The following is a 21,538-nucleotide window of genomic DNA, read 5'->3' on the forward strand; positions in this document are numbered from 1 at the left end:
GGCGCCGGCTCAGCCCGGCTGATGCACGTGGATGTCGCTGCTCGACGTCACGCCGTTGAACTCGAGATACAGCTGCCCCTCGACGACCGACACGGTCAGCGTGTTGCGGCGCTCGAGTACCGCGACCGCGGCATCCAGGAACCCCTGGTCGAAGCTCTGCACGGTGATCTGCTCGAGCTGGTGGACGCGCTTGCCGGACCACGCCGCGATCACCTTCTCCGGGTTGCGATGCGTGTAGACCGTCGTGCGGTCGGCCAGTCTGCTCCCGAAGTGCAGTCGCTCGGCGTCCGGCGCGCCCACCTCGATCCACGTGGTCAGCCTGCCGGTGAGATCGCGGACCAGCACCGCCGGCTCGGTCGCTGTCGACGAGATCCCCTCGCTGAAGGTGATCCCCTCCACGTATTCGAGGCAGTACGCGAGCACGCGCGTCATCATGTACGCGTCGGTCTCGGAGGGGTGCCGAGCGGCCCGCAACGTGATGTCCTCGTAGACGCCGCGGTCCACATCAGCCAGCTGTATCGCGAAGTTGTACATCACTGCGCCGGCTGCCACGTGTGCGAGCTTATGTCCTCTCGCTCATCGAGGAGCGCGAGGCTTCTCCGGCGCCGGTGGGGGCATCGTGTCCGCGCGCCTCCACGCAGGAACGGCCCGGCAGGAGGCGTTCACTCCGTCGAGAGCGTCTCACTCCGGGCGACGTCGGCGCGCGTGCGCAGGTCGATGACGACGCGGGCTGACCGTTCGGCCCGCCGGGAGGGTGGGAGGCCCCGACCGGGCGACCGGACCACTCCGTTCATCCGCCTCGGGAATTTCCCGCCACTCTCTCGCCTTCTTCTACCTGCATGCAATATATTGCATGCAGTCGTCCGACCACCTCATCCCGAAGGAGCAGCCATGTCCACGTCCGCGTTCACCCCTGAGGGCGACCGGCCCACCGTCGTCCTCGTCCACGGCGCGTTCGCCGAGTCGTCCAGCTGGAACGGAGTCGCCACCCGGCTCCTCGCCGAGGGCCTGCCCGTCCTCGCGGTCGCCAACCCCCTCCGCGGGCTCGCCCCCGACGCCGAGTACCTCCGCAGCGTCCTCGACGGGATCGACGGACCCGTCGTCGTCGCCGGCCACTCCTACGGGGGATCCGTCGCGAGCGAGGCGGCGGAGGGCGCCGCGAACGTCCGCGCGCTCGTCTACGTCGCCAGCTTCCTCCTGAAGCCGGGCGAGAGCACCGGGGAGCTGGCCGGGAAGTTCCCGGGCGGTGAGCTCGGCCCCGCCCTGACCCCCGTCCCCTTCGCGTCCGGCGGGTTCTCCGGCGACGACCTCTACATCCAGCAGGACCGGTTCCGTGAGGTCTTCGCGGCCGACGTCGACGAGCCCACCGCCGCTCTGATGGCTGCGACCCAGCGGCCGATCGCGGCCGCCGCGCTCGAGGACTCGGCCACGGCCGCCGGGTGGAGGAGCATCCCCTCCTGGACCCTGATCACGCGTCAGGACCTCGCCGTCCCCGCCGAGTCGCAGCGGTTCATGGCCGAGCGCGCCCGCTCCACCGCGGTCGAGATCGACGCGTCGCACGCCGTGACGGTCTCGGAGCCGGACGCGGTCGCGGAGCTGATCCTCGACGCGGTGCGGGCGACGCGGTGACGGGGCGGGCGGACCGAGGGGCCGCCTCCGGCCGCCGGACCCGGGCTGCTGCGGTCGTCCTCTCGTCCGCGCTGCTGCTCGTCGGCTGCGCGGGCGCGGCCGATCCCGGCCCCGCCGTCGAGGACGCCGCCGAGGCCGCGGCGGGCGGATCGTTCGCCCTCGCGGAGGTGGACGGCGTCGACGGCTCTGACTTCCTCGTCGTCTGCCCCTACGAGTCGCCGGAGTCGGTCGAGGAGCGGACCGGGATCTCCTGGTCCGGGCCCGACCGGTCCGAGGACGAGGGGATGCAGACTCTGGTCGTGCTCGACGGCGGCGAGGTCGTGACGACGAGCGGACTGGACCGGGACCGCGTCGACTTCTGCTCGGGCGACCGGTGGGAGCCGCTCCCGCTCGACACCCGGCTCGCGGTGAGCGGAGCGGGCGCGGTGTCGGTGGAGTGACGCCGGTGGCGGCGGTCGAGTGGCGTATGCAATATATCGCGCGGTGCTATGGTCGCCGTATGCCCATCCCGAAGACGACCGCCGTCACCCCCCGGTCCCTCCTCCGCGACGACGTCTACCGCGCCCTCCGCGACGCGATCGTCGACGGGACGTTCGAGCCGGGGGAGCGCCTCCGCGACCAGGAGCTCGAGGCCTGGCTCGGGGTCAGCCGGACGCCGATCCGGGAGGCGCTGCTCCGGCTGGCCCGCGTCGGCCTCGTCTCGGCCAAGCCCGGCCGGGCGACGATCGTGACCCCCGCCACGGCCGAGAGCATCAGCGACGCCCAGCAGATCGCCGCCGCCATGCACGAGCTCGCCACGCGCCTCGCCGGCCCGGCCGTCACTCCGGAGGCGCTCGCCGCGATGGAGTCGGCGAACGACGACTTCGCGCGGGCGCTGGCGGAGGGCGACGTCGAGCTGGCGCTGCGCTCCGACGACGCGTTCCACGCGGTGCTCACCGGGCTCAGCGGCAACGGGATGATCGAGGACGTGCTCGAGCAGGCCACTCCGCTCATCCGCCGTGCTGAGCGCCAGCGCTTCGCCTCCCTCGCGGCCCGCGGATCCGTGGAGCAGCACCGCGCGATCGTGGAGTCCCTCCGCGCGGGCGACACGGACGGCGCCGCCCGTCTCAGCCGGGAGAACTGGATGACGCTCGACCGCCACCTGCACGAGGCCTGACGCGCTGCTCCTCCGCGGGGAGGAGTCCGCGCTCGGTCATGCGCGCGGGCGGCCGGAGCCTCATCTCGGGAGGCCGCGCCCTCACCCGTCGGCGCGACCGCCGGCTCCCGGCGGGGACGGCGACCGCGGCCTGACGCGGCTGTGCACTCCGCTGGCCGCTCAGCGAGTGCGCCGCCGAGGCCTGTGGACGCCGGTGGCCGCGAAACGCATCTCCGCTCGACGTTCCCTGCACCTTGGCTGAGCCACCGGGACGTCCGGGCCCCGGGCCACGTCTTCATCATGTGCCACGGATCGTGAGCACCGCGGCCCCGGCCACGACCTCTGACCATCTGGAGAAGATCATGACCAACGTCACCCCCACCAGCCTCGCCAACGCCTCCTCGGCCAAGCACGGCACCGCCACCTCGGCCGGCAAGAACACGATCGCCGACGGCGTCGTCGAGAAGGTCGCCGGCATCGCGGCCCGCGAGGTCCCCGGCGTGCACGACCTGGGCAACGGCGCCGCCCGCGCCATCGGCGCCATCCGCAACGCGATCAACGCGCAGGACCGCGGCCAGGGCATCTCCGTCGAGGTCGGCGAGAAGCAGGTCGCCGCCGACATCACCGTCGTCGCCGAGTACCCCGTCGCACTGCAGAAGCTCGCCGACAGCATCCGCTCCGCCGTCTCCGAGGCCATCTCCTCGGTCGTCGGCATGGAGGTCGCCGAGGTGAACGTCACCGTCTCCGACGTCTTCATCCCCTCGGACGACAAGGACGACGAGACCGAGAGCCGCGTCAAGTGACTCCGTCCCACATCGGCCTGGTCCTCGGCGCGGTCCTCGCGCTGACCGCCCTCGTCTTCGGCTTCTGGGCGCTCCTCTGGGTCGCGCTCGCCATGGCGATCGGCTACGGCGTCGGGCGGGTCGTCGAGGGCAAGCTCGACCTGCGCTCCCTCGGCGACACCCTCCGCGGGCGGCGGTCCTCGTGACCGCGGCGGTGATGGCCGACGAGGCCAGCCACGGCCGCACGACGATCAGCTCGCGCGCCGTGCGCCGAGTCGTGTCGGCCGTCACCGCGGAGGCGCTGGACGTGAACTCGTCCGACGTGTCCGTCGAGCTCGACGACGAGGGAGGACGCCTCCACGTCGTCGCGCACGCCCCCATCCACGTCACGCCCCTGGGCGAGACGGGCCGCCGCTCCTCCGGGACGCTGCTGGACCGACTCAGCCGGGCGCAGACGACCATCCGCTCGCGCTGCCTCGAACTGACGGGCTCCACGATCGGCCGGGTCGACCTCCGGATCACCGGTGCCGACCTCCGAGAACGAAGGAGGGTGTCGTGACGACTCCCAGCACTGCCGGCCGGGCGCTCTACCCGCGCCTGGTGAGGCGCGAGACGCACTCGTCCCGCTCCGGATCGGCGATCGTCCTCGCCGTCCTGCTCATCCTCCTGTTCGCGTGGCTGGGCACGGAGGCGGTCCTCGCCGTCCTCGGCCAGCCCGCGCTGCTCGTGGCCCCGCAGGACGGAGCGTCCTCGCTGCTCAACGCGGCCGCAGCGCCCATCGCGCTGACCGCCGCCGCCGGCGCCGTGCTCGCGCTGATCGGGCTCGTCCTGATCGTCGTGTCGCTCAAGCCCGGCCGTCGCGGCCGTCGCGCCGTCAGCACCGACCGCACCGCGGCCATCGTCGACGACCGCGTCATCGCGCAGGCCGTCGCCCGCACCGCCGGCTACGCCGGTGACGTCGACCCGGACAACGTGTCGGTGTCGGTCGGATCCCGCGTCGTCGACGTGACGGTCTCCCGCACCTCCGGCCGCAGCATCGACGTCGCGCCGATCCGCGAGGCCGTCGACGCCGAGCTCGCCACGTTCGACTGCACCCCGCGCCTGCGCTCCAAGGTGCGCCTGTCCGAGAAGGGAACGGTCCGCTGATGACCACCACGAACCGATTCCTCAACCGGCTGCTCCTGTTCGTCGTGGGGCTCGTCCTCCTCCTCGCCGGCGGCGCCGTCGCGGTGGGGTCGCTGCTCCCGCAGGTCCAGGAGAACGTGTCCACCGCCGCGCAGGACGCGGCCGACCCCACGAGCCGGGCCCTCTCGGGCGGCACCCCGTGGATCCTCTGGGTCATCGCGGTCGTCGCGCTCGTCCTCATCCTGCTGCTGGTGCGCTTCATCGTGCGCCAGGGCCGCGGCCGCACCTCCACGCTGCTGCGCGTCGGCTCCGGAGAGGGAGCGGGGACGCCCACCGGCGGCTCCGTCACCATCGATGCGAAGGTCGCCGAGCAGGTCCTCGAGGAGGCCCTGTCGCAGGAGCCGTCCATCGTCGCGGTCGACGTGACCGCGTTCGAGATCAAGCACCAGAAGGTGCTGCGCGTCACCGCGCACACCCGCCGCGGCGCCTCGCCCGCCCGCACCCGGCAGACGGTCGACCAGGCCGTCCGCCAGTGGGACGCCCTCCTCGGCGAGGAGACGCCCGTCGTCATCCAGATCGTCAGCGGTCTGCGGACGAAGATGAGCGGCACCGCCCGCGTGCAGTAGCCGCCGGCACCACCGTCCGGCCCTCCCGATCGGGAGGGCCGGAGAGCCCCGCTCAGGCGGGATGGAAGTCTTTCTGAAGGAGCACCCCATGTCCGATCCGATGGAGCCCGGCACCGTCGAGCGCATCCGCACCGATGAGCAGCCGACCCCGAACGAGCAGAGTCGGCGCGAGTCCGCCCGCCGCGACGGGGAGCCGTCCGAGCCCGAGTCGACCGAGAGCCGGGTCGCGACCGCCGCCGGCGAGAGCGCCCAGCGCGTGTCCGGCGTCCACCACCTCGGTGGAGCCGTCGCCCGCGGCCTCGACCGCGCCTCCCGCCGCGTGCTGGGCACCAGCACCGTCCCCGGAGTCACGGTCTCGAAGGCCGACGGCGTCACCACCGTCGACATCGACCTCGTCGTCGAGTACCCCCACCCCGTCCGCGAGGTCCTGGACGCCGTGCGCGAGCAGGTGCAGCGCGTGGCGGAGCCGGTCGCCGGCGGCCACGTCGTCGTCAACGTCGAGGCGACCGACGTCCACGGCCCGTTCGACCCGATCGAGAAGCCGGAGGAGGACGAGGAGCCGCTCGTCGACACCGCCAAGCGCGCCGCGTCCGACGCCCGCGACTCCGCCGTGGAGGCCGCCGGGAACGCCCGCGACGCCGTCTCCGGTGCCGTCGACTCCGCCCGCGGACGCCTGGCGGACGCCGCCGACGACGCCGCGGACGCGATGGACCGCGCGGCCGACGAGCGCGACGAGCGCGCAGCCGCCCAGAAGACGGCCGACGACGAGCGCGCCGCCGAGCGCGACGAGGACGACCCCCGCGTCGAGACCCACGCGGCCCCGGCCGTCGTCGAGACCGCGGAGTTCGTGGTCCGCGTCCAGGTCGAGCCGGTCGACGACGACGGCGACCCCCGCACCGCGACCGTCGAGGTCGCTCCGGCGGAGGAGTCCGAGCGCGACGAAGCCGCGGCCGATCGCGACGCCGCGTCCGACGACGCCGACGCCCACCGCTCCGAGGACGACCGCGCGTCGTCCACCGCCGGTCGGGAGTAGTCCCGTGCGCACCCGCTCGTACGGCGCGCGACGCAAGCCGCGTGCGGCCTGGATCGCGCTCGGCACGGGCGTCGTGCTCTCGTTCGTGGTCGTCGTCGCCGTGCTGCTGCCCGTCCTCGGGCTGATCGGCGCGGCGGACGGCACCACGGCCGGGGCGCTCGACGTCCCGGTCGGCGCGATCGTCCTCTCGATCGTCCTCAGCTACGCGGTCGGCCTGGCCTGCCTCGCGGTCGCGTTCCTCTCCCGCAACGCGGCCCTCGCCTGGGTCGCCGCGGTGGCCGCCGTGATCGCGACGCTCATCGGCTCGATCTGGCCGCTCGTCGCGACCGGATTCGCCAGCGTCGACCAGGCGAAGGACGTCATCCCCTTCATCCAGGACCTGATCGCCCGGGTCCGGGGGTAGCGTCGGGGCGATGAGCTCCGACTACCTCCGCGCCTACGACGACCAGCTCCGCTCCGACGCCGAGACCCCGAGCGCCGCCTCCGTGACGCGCGAGGGGCCTCTGCGTCTGGTGACCTTCGCCGGCGGACGCGGCTTCGTCACCTACCGCGACCTCGCCGGCGCGTCCTCCGCGGAGATCGCCCGCCTGGTCGCCGCGGCCTGCGCGCACTTCGACGCCGATCCCGGCATCACCCGCGTCGAGTGGAAGACCCGCGGCCACGACGAGGCCCCCGGCCTGCACGACGCGCTCGTCGCGAACGGCTTCGCGCCGGACGAGGCCGAGTCGATCATGATCGGCCCGGTCGAGGCGCTGCTCTCGGACCGGCCGGTCCCGGAGGGGGTCGTGCTGCGGCGGGTCGTCGACGAGCCGGACGTCCGCGCGTTCAGCGCCATGATCGACGCCGCCTTCGAGGAGGAGGTCGACGTGTCGATCGCCGACTCGCTCGTCGCCCGCCTGGCGCGCGGCGACGGCATGGAGCTGTGGGTCGCCGAGGTCGACGGGCGGATGGCGTCCGGCGGCCGGCTCGAGCCCGTCCCGGGCACCGCCTTCGCCGGCATCTGGGGCGGAGCGACGCTGCCGGACTACCGCGGACGCGGGCTCTACGGCCTGGTCACGGCCGCCCGCGCCGCCTCCGCTCGAGCCCTCGGGAAGACCCTCCTGCACAGCGACTCGACCGAGTACTCGCGGCCCATCCTGGAGCGCGCGGGCCTCGTCCGGGTGTCGACGACGACTCCGTACCGTCGGCGGCGTCCGTAGTCCGCTCTCCGTGCGTGCGCGGGGATCCCGAGACGCGCGCTGAGCGCGCTACTCGATCAGCACGGCGGGGACCCTTGCTGGTCGAGTAGCGGCGCAACGGCGGATCGAGACCCGCCCCTTCGAGCGTGGGGGATCTCGAGACGCGCGCTACTCGATCAGCGTGGAGGCCTGGTGAGACCCGCCCGATCGTGCGCGCGCTGCTCCGATCAGCTCGGGGACGTGATCTCGAGCGCGATGTTGTCGGGGTCGCGGAACTCGAGGAGGCTCATGCCGCCGGCGTCCTTGATCGGCTCGTGGGCGATGCCGAGGTCGTCGAGCACGGCCGCGGCCGCCTTCAGCGCGTCGAGGTCGGGGACGGTGAAGCTGACGTGGTCGAGCCCGACCCGGTCCTCGTCGAAGCGGTCGTCGCCGGGCGCGACGGGGCGCAGGCCGAGCAGTCCGCCCGGGAACTGGTAGATCACGCCGCCGAACACGAACGCCAGCTGCTCCTTCTCCTCCGGCGACGCGTCGGCCGGCGGCGCCTCGAAGGCGACGTCGAAGCCGAAGACGGAGTCGTAGAAGGGGCGCGAGACGGCGATGTCGCGGACGGTGAGTCGGACGTGGTTGTAGTCGACAGCGGGGATCGGCACAGGGGTTCCTCTCGGCGGGGCGGGCGGAGTGCCCGTCTCCAGTGGTTCGGAGGCGGCGGGCCGCCGGTTCGGGGCTGGCGCCGCCTCCGAGGATCGGGTAGCGCGTCAGTCCAGCTCGGTCGGGCGCGCCGGCTCGGCCAGCAGGGCGCGCGCCGCCATCCCGATCACCGCGCTGTAGGTGGGGTAGGCGAAGCGGACGTTCGCGAGGGTCGCGAGGTCGACTCCGGCCGCCATCGCCGTGGTCACCGACTGCACGACCTCGATCGCGTTCTCGCCGACCGCGTGCGCGCCGAGCAGCAGCTCGCGGCGCCGGTCGGCGATCAGCGTGAGGAACCCGTTCTCGCGGTCGTCGATGACGGCGCGGTCCAAATTGGAGAACGGCACCGAGGCGACGACGCACTGCGGGTCGCGCTCGCGGGCCTGCTCCTGCGTGAAGCCGACGCCCGCGTAGTCAGGGTCCGTGAATCCGCCCGCGGGCAGGAGGAACTGAGGCGTGCGCCGGTTCGCGCCGAGCACCGCGTTCTCGGCGGCGGCCTCCGCCTCGAACTGCGCCGCCTGGACGAGCATGTCGCGCCCGTTCGCGTCGCCGACCGCGAAGATGTGCGGCACGACGGTGCGGAAGTACTGGTCGGCGGGGATCGCGGAGCGGACGACCTCGATGCCCGCGTTCTCGAGTCCGAGGTCCTCGACGTCGGCGGGCCAGCCGGTGGCCATGATCACCACGTCGACCTCGGCCGTGCGGTCCTCACCGCCCTCGCGCCACGCGATCGCGAGCGAGCCGTCGTCCTGCCGCTCGATGCCCGACACCGTTTCGATCCCGGTGCGGACGCGGACGCCCTGGCGCTCGAAGGCGGACGCGACGTGCTCGGAGATGCTGGAGTCGGAGGTCATCAGGATCCGCGGGGCGACGTCGAGGAGCGTCACCTCCGAGCCGAAGGCGTTGAAGACGGTGACGAGCTGGGCGCCCGTGTTGCCGCCGCCGATCACGGCGACGCGGCGCGGCAGCTCGGTCAGCCCGAGCACGTCCTCCGGCACGGTCGCGAGCTCGGCGCCCGGGATCGGCAGCCGCCGCGAGTGCCCGCCGACGCAGACCATGATCGAGCGCGCGCGGATCCGCCGGCCGCTGTCGAGCACGAGGGTGCTCTCGTCGACGAAGCGGGCGCGGCCCTCGTGGATCAGGTCGACCCCCGCCTCCTCGAACCGCTGCGCCTCGCGCTTGATCGAGCGCACCAGGTCGACGCGCTCGTGCACGTGGCGCACGGTCGCGGCCCAGTCGAGCACGGGAGTGCCGATCTCGATCCCGTAGTCGCCGGCGGAGCGGGTCTCGCGCATCATCCGCGCCGTCTTCGCCAGGACGCGGGTGGGCACGCAGCCGGTGTTGACGCAGGTGCCGCCGACGCGCGCGGCCTCGAGCACGACGACGCGCGCTCCCAGCTCCGCGGCGCGGAGGGCGGCGGCCGTCCCCGCGGGTCCTGCGCCGATGACGGCGACGTCGTACTCGGTCTGCTCGGGAGTGCTGTCGGGCACGGGGACCTCCGGTTCTGGGTGTGCTCCGATCCTGCCGCTCCGCGCCCGGCAGCACCCGGCCTTGACAGCCCGCCCGCGGACCGGCGCCGCGGGCGTCACGACGCTGAACATCGGCCGAGGACGGTTGCCCGGCGGGCGCCCGGCACGGTGGGATGACCGGGTGGGCTGCGGCGGGGGACTCGAGCGGAAGGCGCTCCGATGAGCGCCCGCACCTTCGGGGTGGAGGAGGAGTACCTCCTCGTCGACGCCGGCACGTTCCTCCCGACGCCCGCGGCGCCGCTGCTGCTCGGCTCCGTCCGCGGCTCCGCGGCGGTCGCCCTGGCCGCCGAGCTCAAGGCGGAGCAGATCGAGGCGGTCGGCGCTCCCGCCCGCACGCACGACGCGCTGCTGGCCGGGCTGCGCGAGGGCCGCCGCCTGGCCGACGACTCCGCCCGCGAGGTCGGTGCCCGCGCCGTCGCGGTCGCGACCAGCCCCGCCGCGTTCGAGCCGCACCTCTCGGCCGACGAGCGCTACGACCGGATGGCCGAGCGCTTCGGCCTCGTCGCCCGCGAGCAGTTCACCTGCGGCCTGCACGTCCACGTCGGGATCGGGTCGCCGGAGGAGGGCATCGCGGTCCTCGACCGGCTGCGCGGCTGGCTGCCCGCCCTCCTCGCCCTGAGCACCAACTCCCCGCTGAGCGCCGGCGTCGACACCGGGTTCGCCAGCTGGCGCTACCAGTCCTGGGGGCGCTGGCCCTCCGCCGGCCCGGTCGGCATCTGGGGCGACGTCGAGCAGTACCGGAGCGTCGTCGCCTCCCTCACCTCCTGCGGCGTGCTGCTGGACGAGGGGATGCTCTACTTCGACGCCCGCCTCTCCCGTGCGCACCCGACCGTCGAGGTGCGCATCGCCGACGTCCCGCTGCACGCCGAGGACTCGGCGCTGATCGCCGTCCTGATCCGGGCGCTCGCCGAGACGGCCGTGCGCGACGCGGACGCCGGGGTCCCGCCCGTGGCGCTGCCGACTCCGGTGATCGCCGTCTCCTCCTGGCTGGCGAGCCGCCACGGCACGACCGGCGACCTCATCGATCCGGTCGACGGCTGCCCGGCCCCCGCCTCCGCGGTACTGGCGCGCCTGCTCGACCACGCGGGTCGGGCGCTGGCGGAGTCCGGCGACGAGGAGGTCGCGGCGTGCGGCGTCGAGCGGGTCCTGGCGCGGGGCACGGGCGCCGAGCGGCAGCGCGCGGTGTGGGAGCGGACGGCGTCCGCGGCCGAGGTGATCGCGGACGCGGCGGAGGCGACGCGCGCCTAGAGGCTCGCTGGTCGCGGGCTCACGGCTCGCTGGTCGCGGCCCCGGCGGTTCAGGGCTCGCTGGTCGCGGGGTCCGGTGACCCGGACTCCACCGACCCGGACTCCACCGTTCCGGACTCCTCCGCCTCGGGCTGCGGCGACTCCGGCACCAGCTGGTAGCCGCCCTCGATCGTCCCGTCCGGGCGGAGCAGGATCTGCGTGTACACCGGGGCGCCGCTGCGGAGCGTCGTGCCGCTGACCCGGAGGGGCTCCCCGGCGAAGAACGCCTCCGAGCCGGTGCAGCCGGCGAAGAAGGACGCGTCCGGGCGCTGCACGGCGAGGCACACCGTGGTGCCGTTCGGCTCGGTGATCAGCAGGCGGTCGTTCTCGGCGGTGTCGAACCCGGAGCCGTAGACGACGGCCTCCCCGGCGAGCAGGGCGAGGCCCGGCGGGACGTCGGTGGTCGGCTCCCAGCCCTCGACGAGCGCGGCGAAGCGGTCGGCGGGATCCGCGGAGGCGGTCGGCGGGGCGACGGGGTCCGCGGGCGGAGGGAGGAGGAGCGCGGTGGGGACGATCGCGCCGACCGCGGCTCCGCCGACGATCGCGGCGGCGAGCACGAGGCGGCGGCGGCGGGGGTGCGGCGTCCGCGGGGCCGGCCGGTCGGGGTGCTCGGCGGGCGCCTCCGCAGTCTCGGAGCCGGCAGTCGCCGACAGCGGGAGTGCGGTCGCGGGCAGGAGGAGACGCGAGTCGGTCGCCGTCCCGGGATGCGCCGCGCCCGGCTGCGCCACGGACGGCGCGGCGCCCGTCTGCGCGCCGGACCGCGTCACTCCGGGAGGAGCGTCCTCCGCCTCCAGCTCGCCGAGCCGTCGCAGCGCCTCGCGCCGCCCGTCCCGGTCGGCGCCGTCGTCGCGGGGTCGGGCCGACAGGATCCGCTCGAGATCCCTGCGCTCGTCGTCCTCGGCCTGCACTCCGTCAGTATGGCGGCGCCGGACACGGGAACGGCCCGCGACCTCCGGGACGCCGCCTTCTCAGCGGTGTCCCGGCGGCCGCGGGCCGTTCCGGTGCGGGCGTCAGCCCGACGGGTTCTCGACCGGGTCGCCCTCGGGGTCGGTGGCCGTCTCGGGGTCGACGTGCTCGGGGTCGGTGGTCTGCGGGTCCTCGGGAGTGTTCTTCTCGGTCATCGGATCCTCCTTGTCGCTGGATGCGGAACGTGCGGACAGGTTCCACGCTACGGCGGGAGCTCCGTGGAGCGCGCCCGGTTGACTCCGCCGCCCGGTGTCCGGAACCGAGGTCAGGAGCGGCGGATCCGCCCGAGCGGCCCGTCACGCTGCTTCCGGCCTCGGCGCCGGACGCCGCTCGCCTCAGTCGGCCACTTCACGCGTGGCAGCCGCGGGCGTCCACCGCAAGGCCTGGCAGCGCTCTGTCGCGATTCGTACGCTGAACCCATCGAGCCGAGGAGCAGCAGCGCCACATGATCCGCACCACCGTCACCATCGAGGGCAAGACCTACGGGCTGTCCCAGGGGACCGACGTCGCCGAGCTGAAGCGGTCGGCGACCGAGGCGACGCAGGCCGGAGGAGGCCTCGTCGACTTCGTGATCGTGGGCAACCGCCAGGTCAGCGTCCTGATCTCGACAGGTGTTCCGGTGATCTTCGAGGAGCTCGAGGTGCCGGACGACGACCGCGACACCGGTGACGTCCACCAGCCGTGGGACGACATCGACTACCTCGACTGACCCCGTCCTCCCGGTCGCGCCGAGTCGCTGCCGGGTCCCAGACGCCTGAGGGGCGCCGCCGGCTGGACCCGGCGTCTCTCGGGCACCTCGGTGCCGCGCTACTCCGCGGACTCGCTCTCGGCCAGCTCGCCCTCGACCAGCGTGCGGGCGGCCGAGGCGAGGGCCGAGCGGATGTGCTCCGCCGGCTCCTGCAGCATCGCCGCGATCGCGTCGACGTCGTGGCCGCCGGTGTGCCGGAGCAGCCAGGCCTGGCGCTCGAGCGTCGGCAGGGCGTGCAGGCGGCGGTGGAAGCCCGAGCGCAGCAGGTCGTCCTCGCGGATCGCCGGCGGGGCCTGCTCGGCGCGCTCCATCGCGGAGCCGCCGCGCTGCACGCTCGCGCGCCCGACCTCGGAGCGCATCAGGTCGAGGGCGCCTGTGTCGTCGAGTCCCTGCGGCCGTCCGCTGCGGACGGTGACCGCGGCGTGGCGGAGGGCGGCGCTCGCCGCGGAGTCCGACAGCGTGAGGCGGTAGGCGTACGCGTAGAGGCCGAGGGCGCGGTTCTCGAGGGCGCGGCCGGCGAGCAGCTCGCCCTGCTGCTGCGACTGCGTCATGCCGACGGCGGCGACGGGTCTGTCGTAGGTGGTCACGGTGACTCCTCGGCTCCGCGCGCTCCCGGTCGGGAAACGCGTCGGAGGCGATGCTAGGGAGTCGAGAACGATCGTTCTACCCTTGACATTTCAGAATCTTTTTCGATGCATGCGCATGGAAGCGCTTTCCCGACAACCGTCCCGGAAAGTGGAAGCGCTCTCACTCCCGCGCCGAGAGGATGCAGAACTCGTTGCCCTCCGGGTCGGCGAGCACGACCCAGGACTGCTCGCCCTGCCCGACATCGGACCGCGTCGCCCCCAGGCCGACCAGCCGCGCGACCTCCGCCTCCTGGTCGTCCGGCACGAAATCCAGGTGCAGCCGGTTCTTCACGGTCTTGCGCTCGGGCACGTCGAGGAAGAGCAGGCTCGGCCCGCGGCCCGACGGGGCGAGCAGCTCGATGCCGTCCTCGTCCTCGTCCACGACGTCCCAGCCGAGCGCCTCCTGCCACCAGTGCCCGAGGGTCCGGAAGTCGGTGCAGTCGACGATGATCTCTTCGAGTCGGAGGGCCATGCACCGACGCTAATCGGCGCGGGGCGTGTCGGGGAAGTGCGTCCGGCGGGTCCGCGCGGCGCCGCTGCTCCGTCCGGCCGTGTCGTCCGCGGGGACGGGTGCCCGTGCCGGTTCGGCACGACGGCTGGCGGCCGGAGCGGCGGCGCGGCATCCTCGACGCGGGTGCCCCTGCGCCCGGGGACGAGGAGCAGCATGAGCACCGCACGCGAGCAGTGGGAGGCGCGCTACGCCGACTCCGATCGGATCTGGTCGGGCCGGCCGAACGCGACGCTGGTCGGGCTGGTCGGCTCGCTGCCGCCGGGCCGCGCCCTCGACCTCGGCGCCGGTGAGGGGGCGGACGCGCTGTGGCTGGCGTCGCTCGGCTGGCGCGTCACCGGGCTCGACCTCTCCGAGACGGCGCTGGGCCGGGCGCGCGCGGCCGCGGCCGAGCGGGGCGCCGATGTGGACTTCGTGCAGGCAGACCTCGCCGAGGACTGGCCGGTCGTGGGGGAGTTCGATCTGGTGACGGCGAGCTTCCTGCACTCGATGGCCGAGTTCCCGCGGATCGACGTGCTGCGGCGGGCGGCCTCCGTCGTCGCTCCCGGCGGCCGCCTCGCCGTCGTCTCGCACGCCGCGCCCCCGCCGTGGGCGAGCGGCGACGACCACCGCCACGGAGCGATGCACCTCGTCGGCCCCGAGGAGGAGCTCGCCGAGCTGGCCCTCGACCCCGCCGAGTGGACCGCGGAGCTCGTCGAGACGCGGGAGCGCGCCGTGACCGCTCCCGACGGCACGGCAGCCGTGCTCCTGGACGGCGTGATGCTCCTGCAGAGACGCGGCTGAGCAGGCGCCGCTCGAGGACCCGCGGCCGGGCTAGCGTGGTCCGCGACCCCGACCCCGCAGGAGGCGCCGATGCCGCTCGATCCGTACCTCGCCGCTCGGCTGCCCCTCCTGGCCGGCCTCGCGTATCCGCTCGACGCCGAGCAGGCCGCCCGCATGGTCGCGTTCGAGGAGGATCCGGGGCCCTGGTCGCTGCCCGAGGGGATCGACGTCGTCACGGAGACGGCGTCCGGCCCGCACGGACCGGTCCCGCTGCGCGTGTACTCGCCCGCCGCGCCCGAGCGCGCTCTGCTCTGGGTGCACGGAGGAGGATTCGCCGCCGGGAGCATCGACATGCGCGAGTCGCACGTCGTCGCGGCGGAGCTCGCCCACCGGGCGCGAGCCCGGGTCGTCTCCGTCGACTACCGGCTCGCCGGCCCCGACGTCCGCTACCCCGTCCCGCTGGACGACGTGCACGCCGCCTGGCGGCACCTCCGCAGCACGGAGTCCGGATCCACGCCCGTCGCGATCGGCGGCGCGAGCGCGGGAGCGGCCCTGGCCCTCGGCGCGGTCCTCCGCGAGCGCGACGCCGGTGCGCGGCTGCCGGAGCACGTGCTCCTGGCCTACCCCTTCGCCCACTTCCCCAACCCCGCCGTCGACGACGCGATCGCGGCCGAGCTGCGCGAGCTGCCGCCGGTCCTCCGCTTCCCTCCGTCGAGCATTGAGGGCATGGTGCGCACCTACCTCGGGCGGATCTCCGACCTCCCCGTCGAGGCGCTGCCCGGCTCCGCGCCGCTGGCGGGTCTGCCTCCGGTCACGGTTGTCGTGAACGAGTACGACGAGCTGCGGGGGTCGGCGGAGCTGCTCCTGCGCCAGCTCGCGGAGGCGGGCGTCGCCGTGACCGGGCACCTGGCCGCCGGCATGCCCCACGGGCACCTCAACCGGACGCCGGCGCTGCCCGAGGTCGACCGCTCGCTGCACCTCTTCGCCGCCCAGCTGCGCGCGATGGGCTGAGGCGCTCTGCCCCGTCCCGTCCCGCTCTGCCCCGCTCAGCTCAGGCGCGGTCGGCCCCGCCCCGTCTCACTCCGCTCAGGCGCGGTCGTGCAGGGTGACGTGGTACCCGTCCGGGTCGGCGAAGGTGAAGGTGCGCCCGAACGGGCCGTCGATCGGAGCCGCGACGACGGGGTGCCCGTCGGCGACGAGCGCGTCGTGGATCTCCTGCACGCCGGTCGCGTGCAGCCAGATCGCGGCGCCCACACCGGGGCGGGAGGCGGAGTCGAGGTCGGTGCCGGGCGCGAGGTCGCGCAGGGCGAAGGCGATCGGAGTCGTCGCGAAGACGACGGCGTGCGGCGGGCCGGCGGGCGAGCGGACCAGGCCGAGGTACTGCTCGTAGAACGCCTGGGACGCCGCGAGGTCGCGGACCTGGAGCGAGACGAAGTCGGGGCCGGTGACGGGCATGGGGTTCCTCCTCGGTTGTGTCAGATTTTTGACACACAGGAGCATATGTCAGAATACTGACATGAGTCGAGACGGCATCGACCTCGAGACCTCGCTCGGCTACCTCCTCAAGGAGGCGTCGAGCGCCCTGCGCGCGGCGATGGAGGCCGTGCTCCGCCCGCTCGGGATGACGGTCACCCACTACTCCTGCCTCGAGCTCCTCGCCCAGCGGCCGGGCCTCTCGAACTCGGAGCTCGCGCGGGGCGCCTTCGTCACCCGGCAGTCGATGAACGTCCTGCTGCAGACCCTCGAGCGCGACGGCGTCGTCATCCGCCCCGACGCGGCTCCGGTCGGAAAGGTGCTCCCCGCCCGGCTCACCGAGCGCGGACGCCGCAGCCTCGCCGAGGCGTCCGCCGCCGTCCGCGGGGTGGAGCTGCGGATGCTGGAGGGGCTCGCGGAGGAGGAGCGGCAGGCGGCGGCGCGCCTGCTCCGCGGGATGATCCGATCACTGCGGGTGGACGACCGCACCTGAGGGGCGCTGTTCCGCCGTCTGTAGGAACGGGCGCCGCGCGCTCGCCGGTACGGTCGCGCTCATGGCAGCAGGAGTTGCGGTGCGCCCGCTCGACGTCGGGATCGTCGGCGGCTCGATCGGCGGACTGTTCGCCGCGGCCCTGCTCGTCCGCGACGGGCACCGCGTGACGGTGCTCGAGCGGTCGGCGACGGGGCTGTCGCGGCGGGGAGCCGGGCTGGTGGCCCAGCAGGACCTGATCGACCTCCTGCACGCGATAGGCCGCGACGACGAGGCGCGGGTCGGCGTCGTCGCGCACGAGCGGATCACCCTCGACCGCTCCGGGCGCGTGATCGGCCGCGACCCCTCCCCGCAGACGCAGGTGTCGTGGGACCACCTCTACGACACGCTCCGCTCGCGGATCCCCGCCGACCGCTACCTCCTCGGTCACGCCGTCGCCGGGGTGCGCCCCTCGACCGGGACGGACCCGGTCGTCGTCGAGCTGCGCGACGGGAGCGGCGTGGAGTTCGACGTCGTCATCGGAGCCGACGGCCTCGGATCCGTCATGCGCGCGGCGGTCGCGCCCGAGGCGCCGGGGAACCGCTACGCCGGCTACTCGACCTGGCGCGGGCTGATCCCGGAGTCGGCGCTCCCCGCCGAGGCCGCGGCGACTCTGCTAGGGCGCTTCGCCTTCTACACCGCGCCCGGCGAGCACATGCTCGGCTACCTCGTCCCCGGACCCGCCGGCGAGGTGGAGCCCGGCCGACGGCGCTACAACTGGGTCTGGTACCGGCCCCTCTCGGAGGACGCCCTCCGCGGAGTGATGACGGCGTCCGGCCGTCCGCCGGAGAGCGTGTCCCTCGCGCCCGGCGATCTCGCTCCCGATCTCCGCCGTCGGCTCGAGGAGGACGCGGTCGACCGCCTGCCGCCGCCCTTCGCGGCCGCCGTCCTCGCCGAGCCGCAGCCCTTCCTGCAGGCGATCGTCGACTACGTCCCGCCGCGGACGGTCCGCGGCCGGGTCGCCCTCCTCAGTGACGCCGCCGTGACGGTGCGGCCGCACACGGCCATGGGCGCGGCCAAGGCGGCGGGTGACGCGCTGGCCCTCGCCGCCTCCCTCGCGCGGCACCCGGTCGACGAGGCGCTCGAGCGCTACGAGGCCGAGCGGCTCCCCGTCGGCCGCGCCATCGCCGAGTACGGCAGGCGCCTGGGCCGCTCGATCCCGCTGCTGTCCGAGTGATCGCAGTACCGGGCTCCTGATCGATCCCGGACGTCCGCAGTGACCACCGCCTTCCCGGTGACGAGGCGCCACGGCGAAAGATCGCGATCGACAGCGGAGAAGAAGGCTTCCGCTGGAAGTCCTCAGGTGAGCCGAGGTCCGTGCCCGTCACGAGTTCATCCCCCGCCCCCGCCTGGCCGCTCCCCGCCGTCCGCCGCGCGTCCCTTGCTCCTCGACCGCGGAGACGGCACCCTCGGGTGACGGCCCACGGCGAAGGAGACGCATGGACGACGACGGACTCCTGGCTGCGCTGCTGCGGGGACGGCCGGCGACGCTGGCCGACGCGGCGGAGCTGACCCACATCGACGAGGCCGAGGTCGCTGCGGCGATCGAGCGGCTCCGCGGCCGGGGGCTCATGGGCGGCGAGGGCGAGCAGCTCGACTTCCCGGCGCCGATGGAGTGGGCGGCCGCGGCCATCGCCCGGCACACGGAGTCGGCGCGGCGGGCGGGCAGGGAGTCCCTGGACGGGATCGAGCGCGTCGTCGCGGGCCTGCCGATGCTGCTCGGCGCCTGGCGGGTCGGCGAGGACACGACGGATCCGGTGCCGACCCTCCTCCGTCACGGGCCGCACGCGTCCGAGGACCTCTGGTTCGACCTCGTCCGCCGCGACTCCGGCTCGCTCGTGGCGGTGCTCCCGAACGTGGAGCGGTTCCTCGACCCGCCGACGGAGCGGGCGATCCGCTTCGGGCACGCGCTCGCGGCGAAGGACCGGGTGCGCGTCATCATGCCGGCCGCCGGCGCGCGCGACCCCCGGGTGCTCGCCCGGGTGGAGGCGTACCAGGCGGCGGGCGTCGAGTACCGGCTCCTCGAGAGCCCGCCGAGCTGGTTCTGGGTCGACGGCGACCACCTCGCCGTCCCGTTCGAGCGGGGCGAGACGAAGCCGACCAGCGTGCTCGGCGTGCGCCATGCGGCGCTGGCGGGGCTGGTCGAGTCGTACTTCGAGGTGCTGTGGCGGCAGGCCGCTCCGATCGGCGCCGTCGACCAGAGCTGGCTGCCGCTGCTCCGGCTGATGCGCCAGGGCGTCACGCTCGAGACCGCGTCGCACCGGCTCGGCATGAATCCGCGGACCGGCCGCCGCCGCGTGGCCGCCGCGATGGAGCACTACGGAGTGGCGACGCTCTTCGCGCTCGGCACGGCGTGGGCGGCGGACTCGCGCACCCGCGACGGCGACGCCGGTGCCGGAGAGCCGGTGCTCGTCGATCCGGAGGCGCTCGAGCCGGGAGCGCTCGAGCCGGGAGCGCTCGAGCCGGGAGCGCTGGACGACGGCGAGATCGACCTCGCCGAGACGGTGCCGCGCGAGGACTGAGCCGGGGCGGGGCAGTGCCGCCGCGGGGACGGGGTCTCGGCGTGGACCGGCCGCGGGGCCTGATCCCGGCGTTACCGGCGCAGCCCCTGCACGTACCCGAGCACGTCCCGGCCGAGCGTCGAGGCGTGCGGCCAGGTGTCCGAGATCTGCCGGGCGAGCGGCGCGAGTGCCGCGGTCCGCTCCTCGGGATCGTGCGCGTCACGAGCGCGGGCCAGTGCGAGCCGGGCCGCCTCCACGGCGCCCTGCGGCAGTCCGTCGCGGGCTCCCTCCTCGTCGAGGCGCGCGAGGAACCGGTCGAGGATCGTCATGCCCGCCATCGTCGCAGACACGGTGCGGCCGACCCCTCGACGCCTTCGGGTGGCCCTGAGGAGTCGGCCGATGCGCCCGCCCGGGCACCTTTCCAGTGTCCGGACGTGACCACGGCGGGGACAAGAGCCTGTAGCGGACACGTCCGGAAGAGGACACCGCACCCGGGAGCGGATCGCCGGCGCTCCCGCTCCGGGGTGGGCGCGTGCCAGGCTTGCCGCATGGATCTCGAGGTGCGGCCGGGGCTCGTCGTCCCCGCATCGGAGCTGCAGTGGCGGTTCTCGCGCTCCTCCGGGCCCGGCGGGCAGCACGTGAACACCTCCGACAGCCGCGTGCAGCTCACCTGGAGCGTCGAGGAGTCGACGGCTCTCTCGGACGAGCAGCGCTCGCGCCTGCTCGAGCGCCTCGGGAGGCGGCTCGTCTCCGGGGCGGTCACCGTCACGGTGGCGCAGGAGCGCTCGCAGCTGCGCAACCGCGAGACGGCCCTCGAGATGCTCCGCGGGATCATCACCGCGGCCCTCGCGCCTCCCTCCGCCCCGCGGCGCCCGACCCGGCCCACGCGCGGCTCCACCCGCCGGCGGCTCGCCGCGAAGCAGCAGCGCTCCGAGACGAAGCAGCAGCGCCGGCGGCCGCCCGGCGACTGAGCGGAGCCGCGGGGCCCGCCTGGCGGTTGCGCGGAGTCGCAGGGCCCGCCTGGCGGTTGCGCGGAGTCGCAGGGTCCGCCCACAGGCTGCGCGGAGCCACGGGCCCCGGGCGCGCCGGACCCGGCTCAGGGAGTGAAGAACGCCTCGATCGCCGCGGTCAGGGCGACCAGGTCGTCCACGTGGGCGAGCTCGCGCGCCGAGTGCATCGAGAGCAGCGGCACTCCCACGTCGACCGTGGAGATGCCGAGCCGGGTCGCGGTCAGCGGGCCGATCGTGGATCCGCACGGCACCGAGTTGTTCGAGACGAACTCCTGGTACCCGACCCCGGCGCGCTCGCAGACGCCCGCCCACAGCGCCGCGCCGCGCGCATCCGTCGCGTAGCGCTGCGTCGCGTTGATCTTGAGCAGCGGCCCCTTCCCGGCCACCGGCTGGTTCGCGGGATCGTGCTTCTCGGAGTAGTTGGGGTGCACGGAGTGGCCCGCGTCGGCCGAGAGGCACCAGGAGGCGGCGATCGCCCGGGCGCGCTCGTCGACGCCGGCGCCGAGGGCCGTGCCGATGCGCGAGAGGACGTCCTCGAGGAACGGCCCGCTCGCTCCGGACCGGCTCGCCGAGCCGAGCTCCTCGTGGTCGAAGGCGGCGAGCACGCTGATGTGCGCGGGCGGCGCCGCGGGATCGGCGCTCGCCGCGAGGAGTGCGACGAGGCCGGCGTGCACGGAGCTGAGATCGTCCATCCGCCCGGCGGCGAGGAACATCTCGTCGAGGCCGAAGCGGCGCGGCGCCTGCGTGTCGGCGGTGAGCAGGTCGTAGCCGGCGATGTCGGAGGCGTCGTCGAGCCCGGCGTGCGCGGCGAGCAGCTGGAGCAGGTCGACCTCGGAGGCGTCGCCGACGCCGAACACGGGGACGGTGTGCTTCTGGCGGTCGAGAGTGAGGCCCTCGTTCGCCGTGCGGTCGAGGTGGATCGCGAGCTGCGGGATGCGCAGCAGCGGACCGGTCCGGAGCAGGCGCGTCGAGCCGTCGCGGGTGACCACGCGCCCGGCCAGCTCGAGCTCGCGGTCGAGCCAGGAGTTGAGCAGCGGGCCGCCGTAGATCTCGACGCCGGCCTGCAGCCAGCCCTTCGAGCCGATCGTCGGCCGGGGCTTGAGCATGAAGCCGGGGGAGTCGGTGTGGGCGCCCAGGATGCGGAAGGGCGTGGTCGCCCCGGAGCCCTCGGGCAGGTGCCAGGCGATGATCGCGCCGTCGCGGACGACGTAGTACCGGCCGGGCTCCGCGGGCCACGCCCGCGTCTCGTCCAGCCCCGTGAATCCGGCTCCCTCGAGGCGCCGTGCCGCCTCGGCGGCCGCGTGGTACGAGGAGGGGGAGGCGGTCAGGAACTCGGCGAAGTCGGCGATGTGGTCGTCACGCGTGGTCATCCCTCCAGTGAAGCACGCGGCGCGGCCGGGACGGG

General features: G+C 74.4%; 28 protein-coding genes. 19 read left to right on the forward strand and 9 right to left on the reverse strand.

Going from position 1 to position 21,538, the window contains the following annotated elements:
* Nucleotides 1-9: 9 nt before the first annotated feature.
* The gene (locus GTU71_RS13245) at nt 10-552 is read right to left on the reverse strand and encodes a YaeQ family protein (RefSeq protein ID WP_104266521.1); all 543 of its coding nucleotides are present in this window, start codon (nt 550-552) and stop codon (nt 10-12) included.
* Nucleotides 553-891: 339 nt separating this feature from the next.
* Here GTU71_RS13245 and GTU71_RS13250 point away from each other — a divergent pair, with 339 nt between their 5' ends.
* The 11 genes from GTU71_RS13250 to GTU71_RS13300 all read left to right on the forward strand — a co-directional run bounded on the left by GTU71_RS13250 (nt 892) and on the right by GTU71_RS13300 (nt 7,529).
* Nucleotides 892-1,629, forward strand: a complete 738-nt coding sequence (locus GTU71_RS13250) for an alpha/beta hydrolase (protein ID WP_159940469.1) — start codon at nt 892-894, stop codon at nt 1,627-1,629.
* The gene (locus GTU71_RS13255) at nt 1,626-2,069 is read left to right on the forward strand and encodes a hypothetical protein (protein ID WP_159940471.1); all 444 of its coding nucleotides are present in this window, start codon (nt 1,626-1,628) and stop codon (nt 2,067-2,069) included. The genes GTU71_RS13250 and GTU71_RS13255 overlap by 4 nt, the downstream gene beginning before the upstream one ends.
* Before the next feature lie 59 nt (nt 2,070-2,128).
* Nucleotides 2,129-2,785 carry a GntR family transcriptional regulator gene (locus GTU71_RS13260; RefSeq protein WP_104308272.1) on the forward strand — a complete coding sequence of 219 codons (657 nt, stop codon included), beginning with the start codon at nt 2,129-2,131 and terminating at the stop codon, nt 2,783-2,785.
* Nucleotides 2,786-3,126: 341 nt separating this feature from the next.
* The gene (locus GTU71_RS13265; RefSeq protein ID WP_159916480.1) at nt 3,127-3,567 is read left to right on the forward strand and encodes an Asp23/Gls24 family envelope stress response protein; all 441 of its coding nucleotides are present in this window, start codon (nt 3,127-3,129) and stop codon (nt 3,565-3,567) included.
* Nucleotides 3,564-3,752, forward strand: coding sequence for a DUF2273 domain-containing protein (locus GTU71_RS13270; RefSeq protein ID WP_104223990.1), 189 nt, complete (start codon nt 3,564-3,566; stop codon nt 3,750-3,752). Before GTU71_RS13265 ends, GTU71_RS13270 begins: the two co-directional genes overlap by 4 nt.
* On the forward strand, nt 3,749-4,105 hold the full coding sequence (locus GTU71_RS13275) for a hypothetical protein (RefSeq protein ID WP_244230558.1): 357 nt from the start codon (nt 3,749-3,751) through the stop codon (nt 4,103-4,105). The genes GTU71_RS13270 and GTU71_RS13275 overlap by 4 nt, the downstream gene beginning before the upstream one ends.
* The gene (locus GTU71_RS13280; RefSeq protein WP_159940473.1) at nt 4,102-4,692 is read left to right on the forward strand and encodes a DUF6286 domain-containing protein; all 591 of its coding nucleotides are present in this window, start codon (nt 4,102-4,104) and stop codon (nt 4,690-4,692) included. The genes GTU71_RS13275 and GTU71_RS13280 overlap by 4 nt, the downstream gene beginning before the upstream one ends.
* On the forward strand, nt 4,692-5,297 hold the full coding sequence (locus GTU71_RS13285) for a hypothetical protein (RefSeq protein ID WP_159940475.1): 606 nt from the start codon (nt 4,692-4,694) through the stop codon (nt 5,295-5,297). Before GTU71_RS13280 ends, GTU71_RS13285 begins: the two co-directional genes overlap by 1 nt.
* Before the next feature lie 88 nt (nt 5,298-5,385).
* Entirely contained in the window at nt 5,386-6,330 is a 945-nt protein-coding gene (locus tag GTU71_RS13290; protein ID WP_159940477.1) for an Asp23/Gls24 family envelope stress response protein, read from the forward strand.
* Nucleotides 6,331-6,334: 4 nt separating this feature from the next.
* Nucleotides 6,335-6,733: a hypothetical protein gene (locus GTU71_RS13295; RefSeq protein ID WP_104223994.1), complete on the forward strand. Its 399-nt coding sequence runs from the start codon at nt 6,335-6,337 to the stop codon at nt 6,731-6,733.
* A 10-nt stretch (nt 6,734-6,743) separates the two neighbouring features.
* Nucleotides 6,744-7,529: a GNAT family N-acetyltransferase gene (locus GTU71_RS13300; RefSeq protein ID WP_159940479.1), complete on the forward strand. Its 786-nt coding sequence runs from the start codon at nt 6,744-6,746 to the stop codon at nt 7,527-7,529.
* A 206-nt stretch (nt 7,530-7,735) separates the two neighbouring features.
* Here the strand turns inward: GTU71_RS13300 and GTU71_RS13305 are convergent, their stop codons facing one another.
* Together GTU71_RS13305 and GTU71_RS13310 are read right to left on the reverse strand one after the other, a co-directional pair.
* Nucleotides 7,736-8,158 carry a VOC family protein gene (locus GTU71_RS13305; RefSeq protein ID WP_104223996.1) on the reverse strand — a complete coding sequence of 141 codons (423 nt, stop codon included), beginning with the start codon at nt 8,156-8,158 and terminating at the stop codon, nt 7,736-7,738.
* Nucleotides 8,159-8,263: 105 nt separating this feature from the next.
* A complete protein-coding gene (locus GTU71_RS13310) occupies nt 8,264-9,685 on the reverse strand; it encodes an NAD(P)/FAD-dependent oxidoreductase (RefSeq protein WP_244230559.1) in 1,422 nt (473 codons plus the stop codon).
* A gap of 198 nt (nt 9,686-9,883) precedes the next feature.
* Here GTU71_RS13310 and GTU71_RS13315 point away from each other — a divergent pair, with 198 nt between their 5' ends.
* Nucleotides 9,884-10,972 carry a glutamate--cysteine ligase gene (locus GTU71_RS13315; protein WP_159940483.1) on the forward strand — a complete coding sequence of 363 codons (1,089 nt, stop codon included), beginning with the start codon at nt 9,884-9,886 and terminating at the stop codon, nt 10,970-10,972.
* A 49-nt stretch (nt 10,973-11,021) separates the two neighbouring features.
* On the opposite strand, the gene GTU71_RS13320 is transcribed toward GTU71_RS13315, so the two are convergent.
* Nucleotides 11,022-11,918: a hypothetical protein gene (locus GTU71_RS13320; RefSeq protein ID WP_159940485.1), complete on the reverse strand. Its 897-nt coding sequence runs from the start codon at nt 11,916-11,918 to the stop codon at nt 11,022-11,024.
* 503 nt (nt 11,919-12,421) lie between these two features.
* Between GTU71_RS13320 and GTU71_RS13325 the strand changes: the two genes are divergently transcribed.
* The gene (locus GTU71_RS13325; protein ID WP_104224053.1) at nt 12,422-12,685 is read left to right on the forward strand and encodes a hypothetical protein; all 264 of its coding nucleotides are present in this window, start codon (nt 12,422-12,424) and stop codon (nt 12,683-12,685) included.
* A gap of 98 nt (nt 12,686-12,783) precedes the next feature.
* Here the strand turns inward: GTU71_RS13325 and GTU71_RS13330 are convergent, their stop codons facing one another.
* Nucleotides 12,784-13,311: a hypothetical protein gene (locus GTU71_RS13330; RefSeq protein ID WP_159940487.1), complete on the reverse strand. Its 528-nt coding sequence runs from the start codon at nt 13,309-13,311 to the stop codon at nt 12,784-12,786.
* A gap of 160 nt (nt 13,312-13,471) precedes the next feature.
* Nucleotides 13,472-13,822 carry a VOC family protein gene (locus GTU71_RS13335; protein WP_104224051.1) on the reverse strand — a complete coding sequence of 117 codons (351 nt, stop codon included), beginning with the start codon at nt 13,820-13,822 and terminating at the stop codon, nt 13,472-13,474.
* Nucleotides 13,823-14,014: 192 nt separating this feature from the next.
* On the opposite strand from GTU71_RS13335, the gene GTU71_RS13340 reads away from it, so the two are divergent.
* Together GTU71_RS13340 and GTU71_RS13345 are read left to right on the forward strand one after the other, a co-directional pair.
* On the forward strand, nt 14,015-14,641 hold the full coding sequence (locus tag GTU71_RS13340; protein ID WP_104263260.1) for a class I SAM-dependent methyltransferase: 627 nt from the start codon (nt 14,015-14,017) through the stop codon (nt 14,639-14,641).
* Between the two features lie 69 nt (nt 14,642-14,710).
* Nucleotides 14,711-15,631, forward strand: a complete 921-nt coding sequence (locus tag GTU71_RS13345) for an alpha/beta fold hydrolase (RefSeq protein ID WP_159940489.1) — start codon at nt 14,711-14,713, stop codon at nt 15,629-15,631.
* Nucleotides 15,632-15,706: 75 nt separating this feature from the next.
* On the opposite strand, the gene GTU71_RS13350 is transcribed toward GTU71_RS13345, so the two are convergent.
* On the reverse strand, nt 15,707-16,075 hold the full coding sequence (locus GTU71_RS13350) for a VOC family protein (protein ID WP_104238135.1): 369 nt from the start codon (nt 16,073-16,075) through the stop codon (nt 15,707-15,709).
* 61 nt (nt 16,076-16,136) lie between these two features.
* Between GTU71_RS13350 and GTU71_RS13355 the strand changes: the two genes are divergently transcribed.
* The 3 genes from GTU71_RS13355 (at nt 16,137) to GTU71_RS13365 (ending at nt 19,144) form a co-directional block, all read left to right on the forward strand.
* A complete protein-coding gene (locus GTU71_RS13355) occupies nt 16,137-16,586 on the forward strand; it encodes a MarR family transcriptional regulator (RefSeq protein WP_159940491.1) in 450 nt (149 codons plus the stop codon).
* A gap of 61 nt (nt 16,587-16,647) precedes the next feature.
* Entirely contained in the window at nt 16,648-17,799 is a 1,152-nt protein-coding gene (locus tag GTU71_RS13360; RefSeq protein WP_167305256.1) for an FAD-dependent monooxygenase, read from the forward strand.
* Between the two features lie 262 nt (nt 17,800-18,061).
* Nucleotides 18,062-19,144, forward strand: a complete 1,083-nt coding sequence (locus tag GTU71_RS13365; protein WP_159940493.1) for a hypothetical protein — start codon at nt 18,062-18,064, stop codon at nt 19,142-19,144.
* Between the two features lie 71 nt (nt 19,145-19,215).
* Here the strand turns inward: GTU71_RS13365 and GTU71_RS13370 are convergent, their stop codons facing one another.
* A complete protein-coding gene (locus GTU71_RS13370; protein WP_159940495.1) occupies nt 19,216-19,452 on the reverse strand; it encodes a hypothetical protein in 237 nt (78 codons plus the stop codon).
* Between the two features lie 219 nt (nt 19,453-19,671).
* Here GTU71_RS13370 and arfB point away from each other — a divergent pair, with 219 nt between their 5' ends.
* Nucleotides 19,672-20,094 carry an alternative ribosome rescue aminoacyl-tRNA hydrolase ArfB gene (gene arfB, locus GTU71_RS13375; protein WP_104257473.1) on the forward strand — a complete coding sequence of 141 codons (423 nt, stop codon included), beginning with the start codon at nt 19,672-19,674 and terminating at the stop codon, nt 20,092-20,094.
* 125 nt (nt 20,095-20,219) lie between these two features.
* Here the strand turns inward: arfB and GTU71_RS13380 are convergent, their stop codons facing one another.
* Nucleotides 20,220-21,503, reverse strand: a complete 1,284-nt coding sequence (locus GTU71_RS13380; protein ID WP_159940497.1) for a M18 family aminopeptidase — start codon at nt 21,501-21,503, stop codon at nt 20,220-20,222.
* Nucleotides 21,504-21,538 lie beyond the last annotated feature (35 nt).

Source organism: Rathayibacter sp. VKM Ac-2762 (genome assembly GCF_009866585.1).
In the GTDB taxonomy this organism is placed as follows: Bacteria; Actinomycetota; Actinomycetes; order Actinomycetales; family Microbacteriaceae; genus Rathayibacter.

Coding starts and splice junctions, on each gene's coding strand:
- GTU71_RS13250 (WP_159940469.1), top strand. CDS start 892: ATGTCCACGTCCGCGTTCACCCCTGAGGGCGACCGGCCCACCGTCGTC.
- GTU71_RS13260 (WP_104308272.1), top strand. CDS start 2,129: ATGCCCATCCCGAAGACGACCGCCGTCACCCCCCGGTCCCTCCTCCGC.
- GTU71_RS13265 (WP_159916480.1), top strand. CDS start 3,127: ATGACCAACGTCACCCCCACCAGCCTCGCCAACGCCTCCTCGGCCAAG.
- GTU71_RS13285 (WP_159940475.1), top strand. CDS start 4,692: ATGACCACCACGAACCGATTCCTCAACCGGCTGCTCCTGTTCGTCGTG.
- GTU71_RS13290 (WP_159940477.1), top strand. CDS start 5,386: ATGTCCGATCCGATGGAGCCCGGCACCGTCGAGCGCATCCGCACCGAT.
- GTU71_RS13300 (WP_159940479.1), top strand. CDS start 6,744: ATGAGCTCCGACTACCTCCGCGCCTACGACGACCAGCTCCGCTCCGAC.
- GTU71_RS13315 (WP_159940483.1), top strand. CDS start 9,884: ATGAGCGCCCGCACCTTCGGGGTGGAGGAGGAGTACCTCCTCGTCGAC.
- GTU71_RS13325 (WP_104224053.1), top strand. CDS start 12,422: ATGATCCGCACCACCGTCACCATCGAGGGCAAGACCTACGGGCTGTCC.
- GTU71_RS13335 (WP_104224051.1), bottom strand. CDS start 13,822: ATGGCCCTCCGACTCGAAGAGATCATCGTCGACTGCACCGACTTCCGG.
- GTU71_RS13340 (WP_104263260.1), top strand. CDS start 14,015: ATGAGCACCGCACGCGAGCAGTGGGAGGCGCGCTACGCCGACTCCGAT.
- GTU71_RS13345 (WP_159940489.1), top strand. CDS start 14,711: ATGCCGCTCGATCCGTACCTCGCCGCTCGGCTGCCCCTCCTGGCCGGC.
- GTU71_RS13350 (WP_104238135.1), bottom strand. CDS start 16,075: ATGCCCGTCACCGGCCCCGACTTCGTCTCGCTCCAGGTCCGCGACCTC.
- GTU71_RS13355 (WP_159940491.1), top strand. CDS start 16,137: ATGAGTCGAGACGGCATCGACCTCGAGACCTCGCTCGGCTACCTCCTC.
- GTU71_RS13360 (WP_167305256.1), top strand. CDS start 16,648: ATGGCAGCAGGAGTTGCGGTGCGCCCGCTCGACGTCGGGATCGTCGGC.
- GTU71_RS13365 (WP_159940493.1), top strand. CDS start 18,062: ATGGACGACGACGGACTCCTGGCTGCGCTGCTGCGGGGACGGCCGGCG.
- GTU71_RS13370 (WP_159940495.1), bottom strand. CDS start 19,452: ATGACGATCCTCGACCGGTTCCTCGCGCGCCTCGACGAGGAGGGAGCC.
- arfB (WP_104257473.1), top strand. CDS start 19,672: ATGGATCTCGAGGTGCGGCCGGGGCTCGTCGTCCCCGCATCGGAGCTG.
- GTU71_RS13380 (WP_159940497.1), bottom strand. CDS start 21,503: ATGACCACGCGTGACGACCACATCGCCGACTTCGCCGAGTTCCTGACC.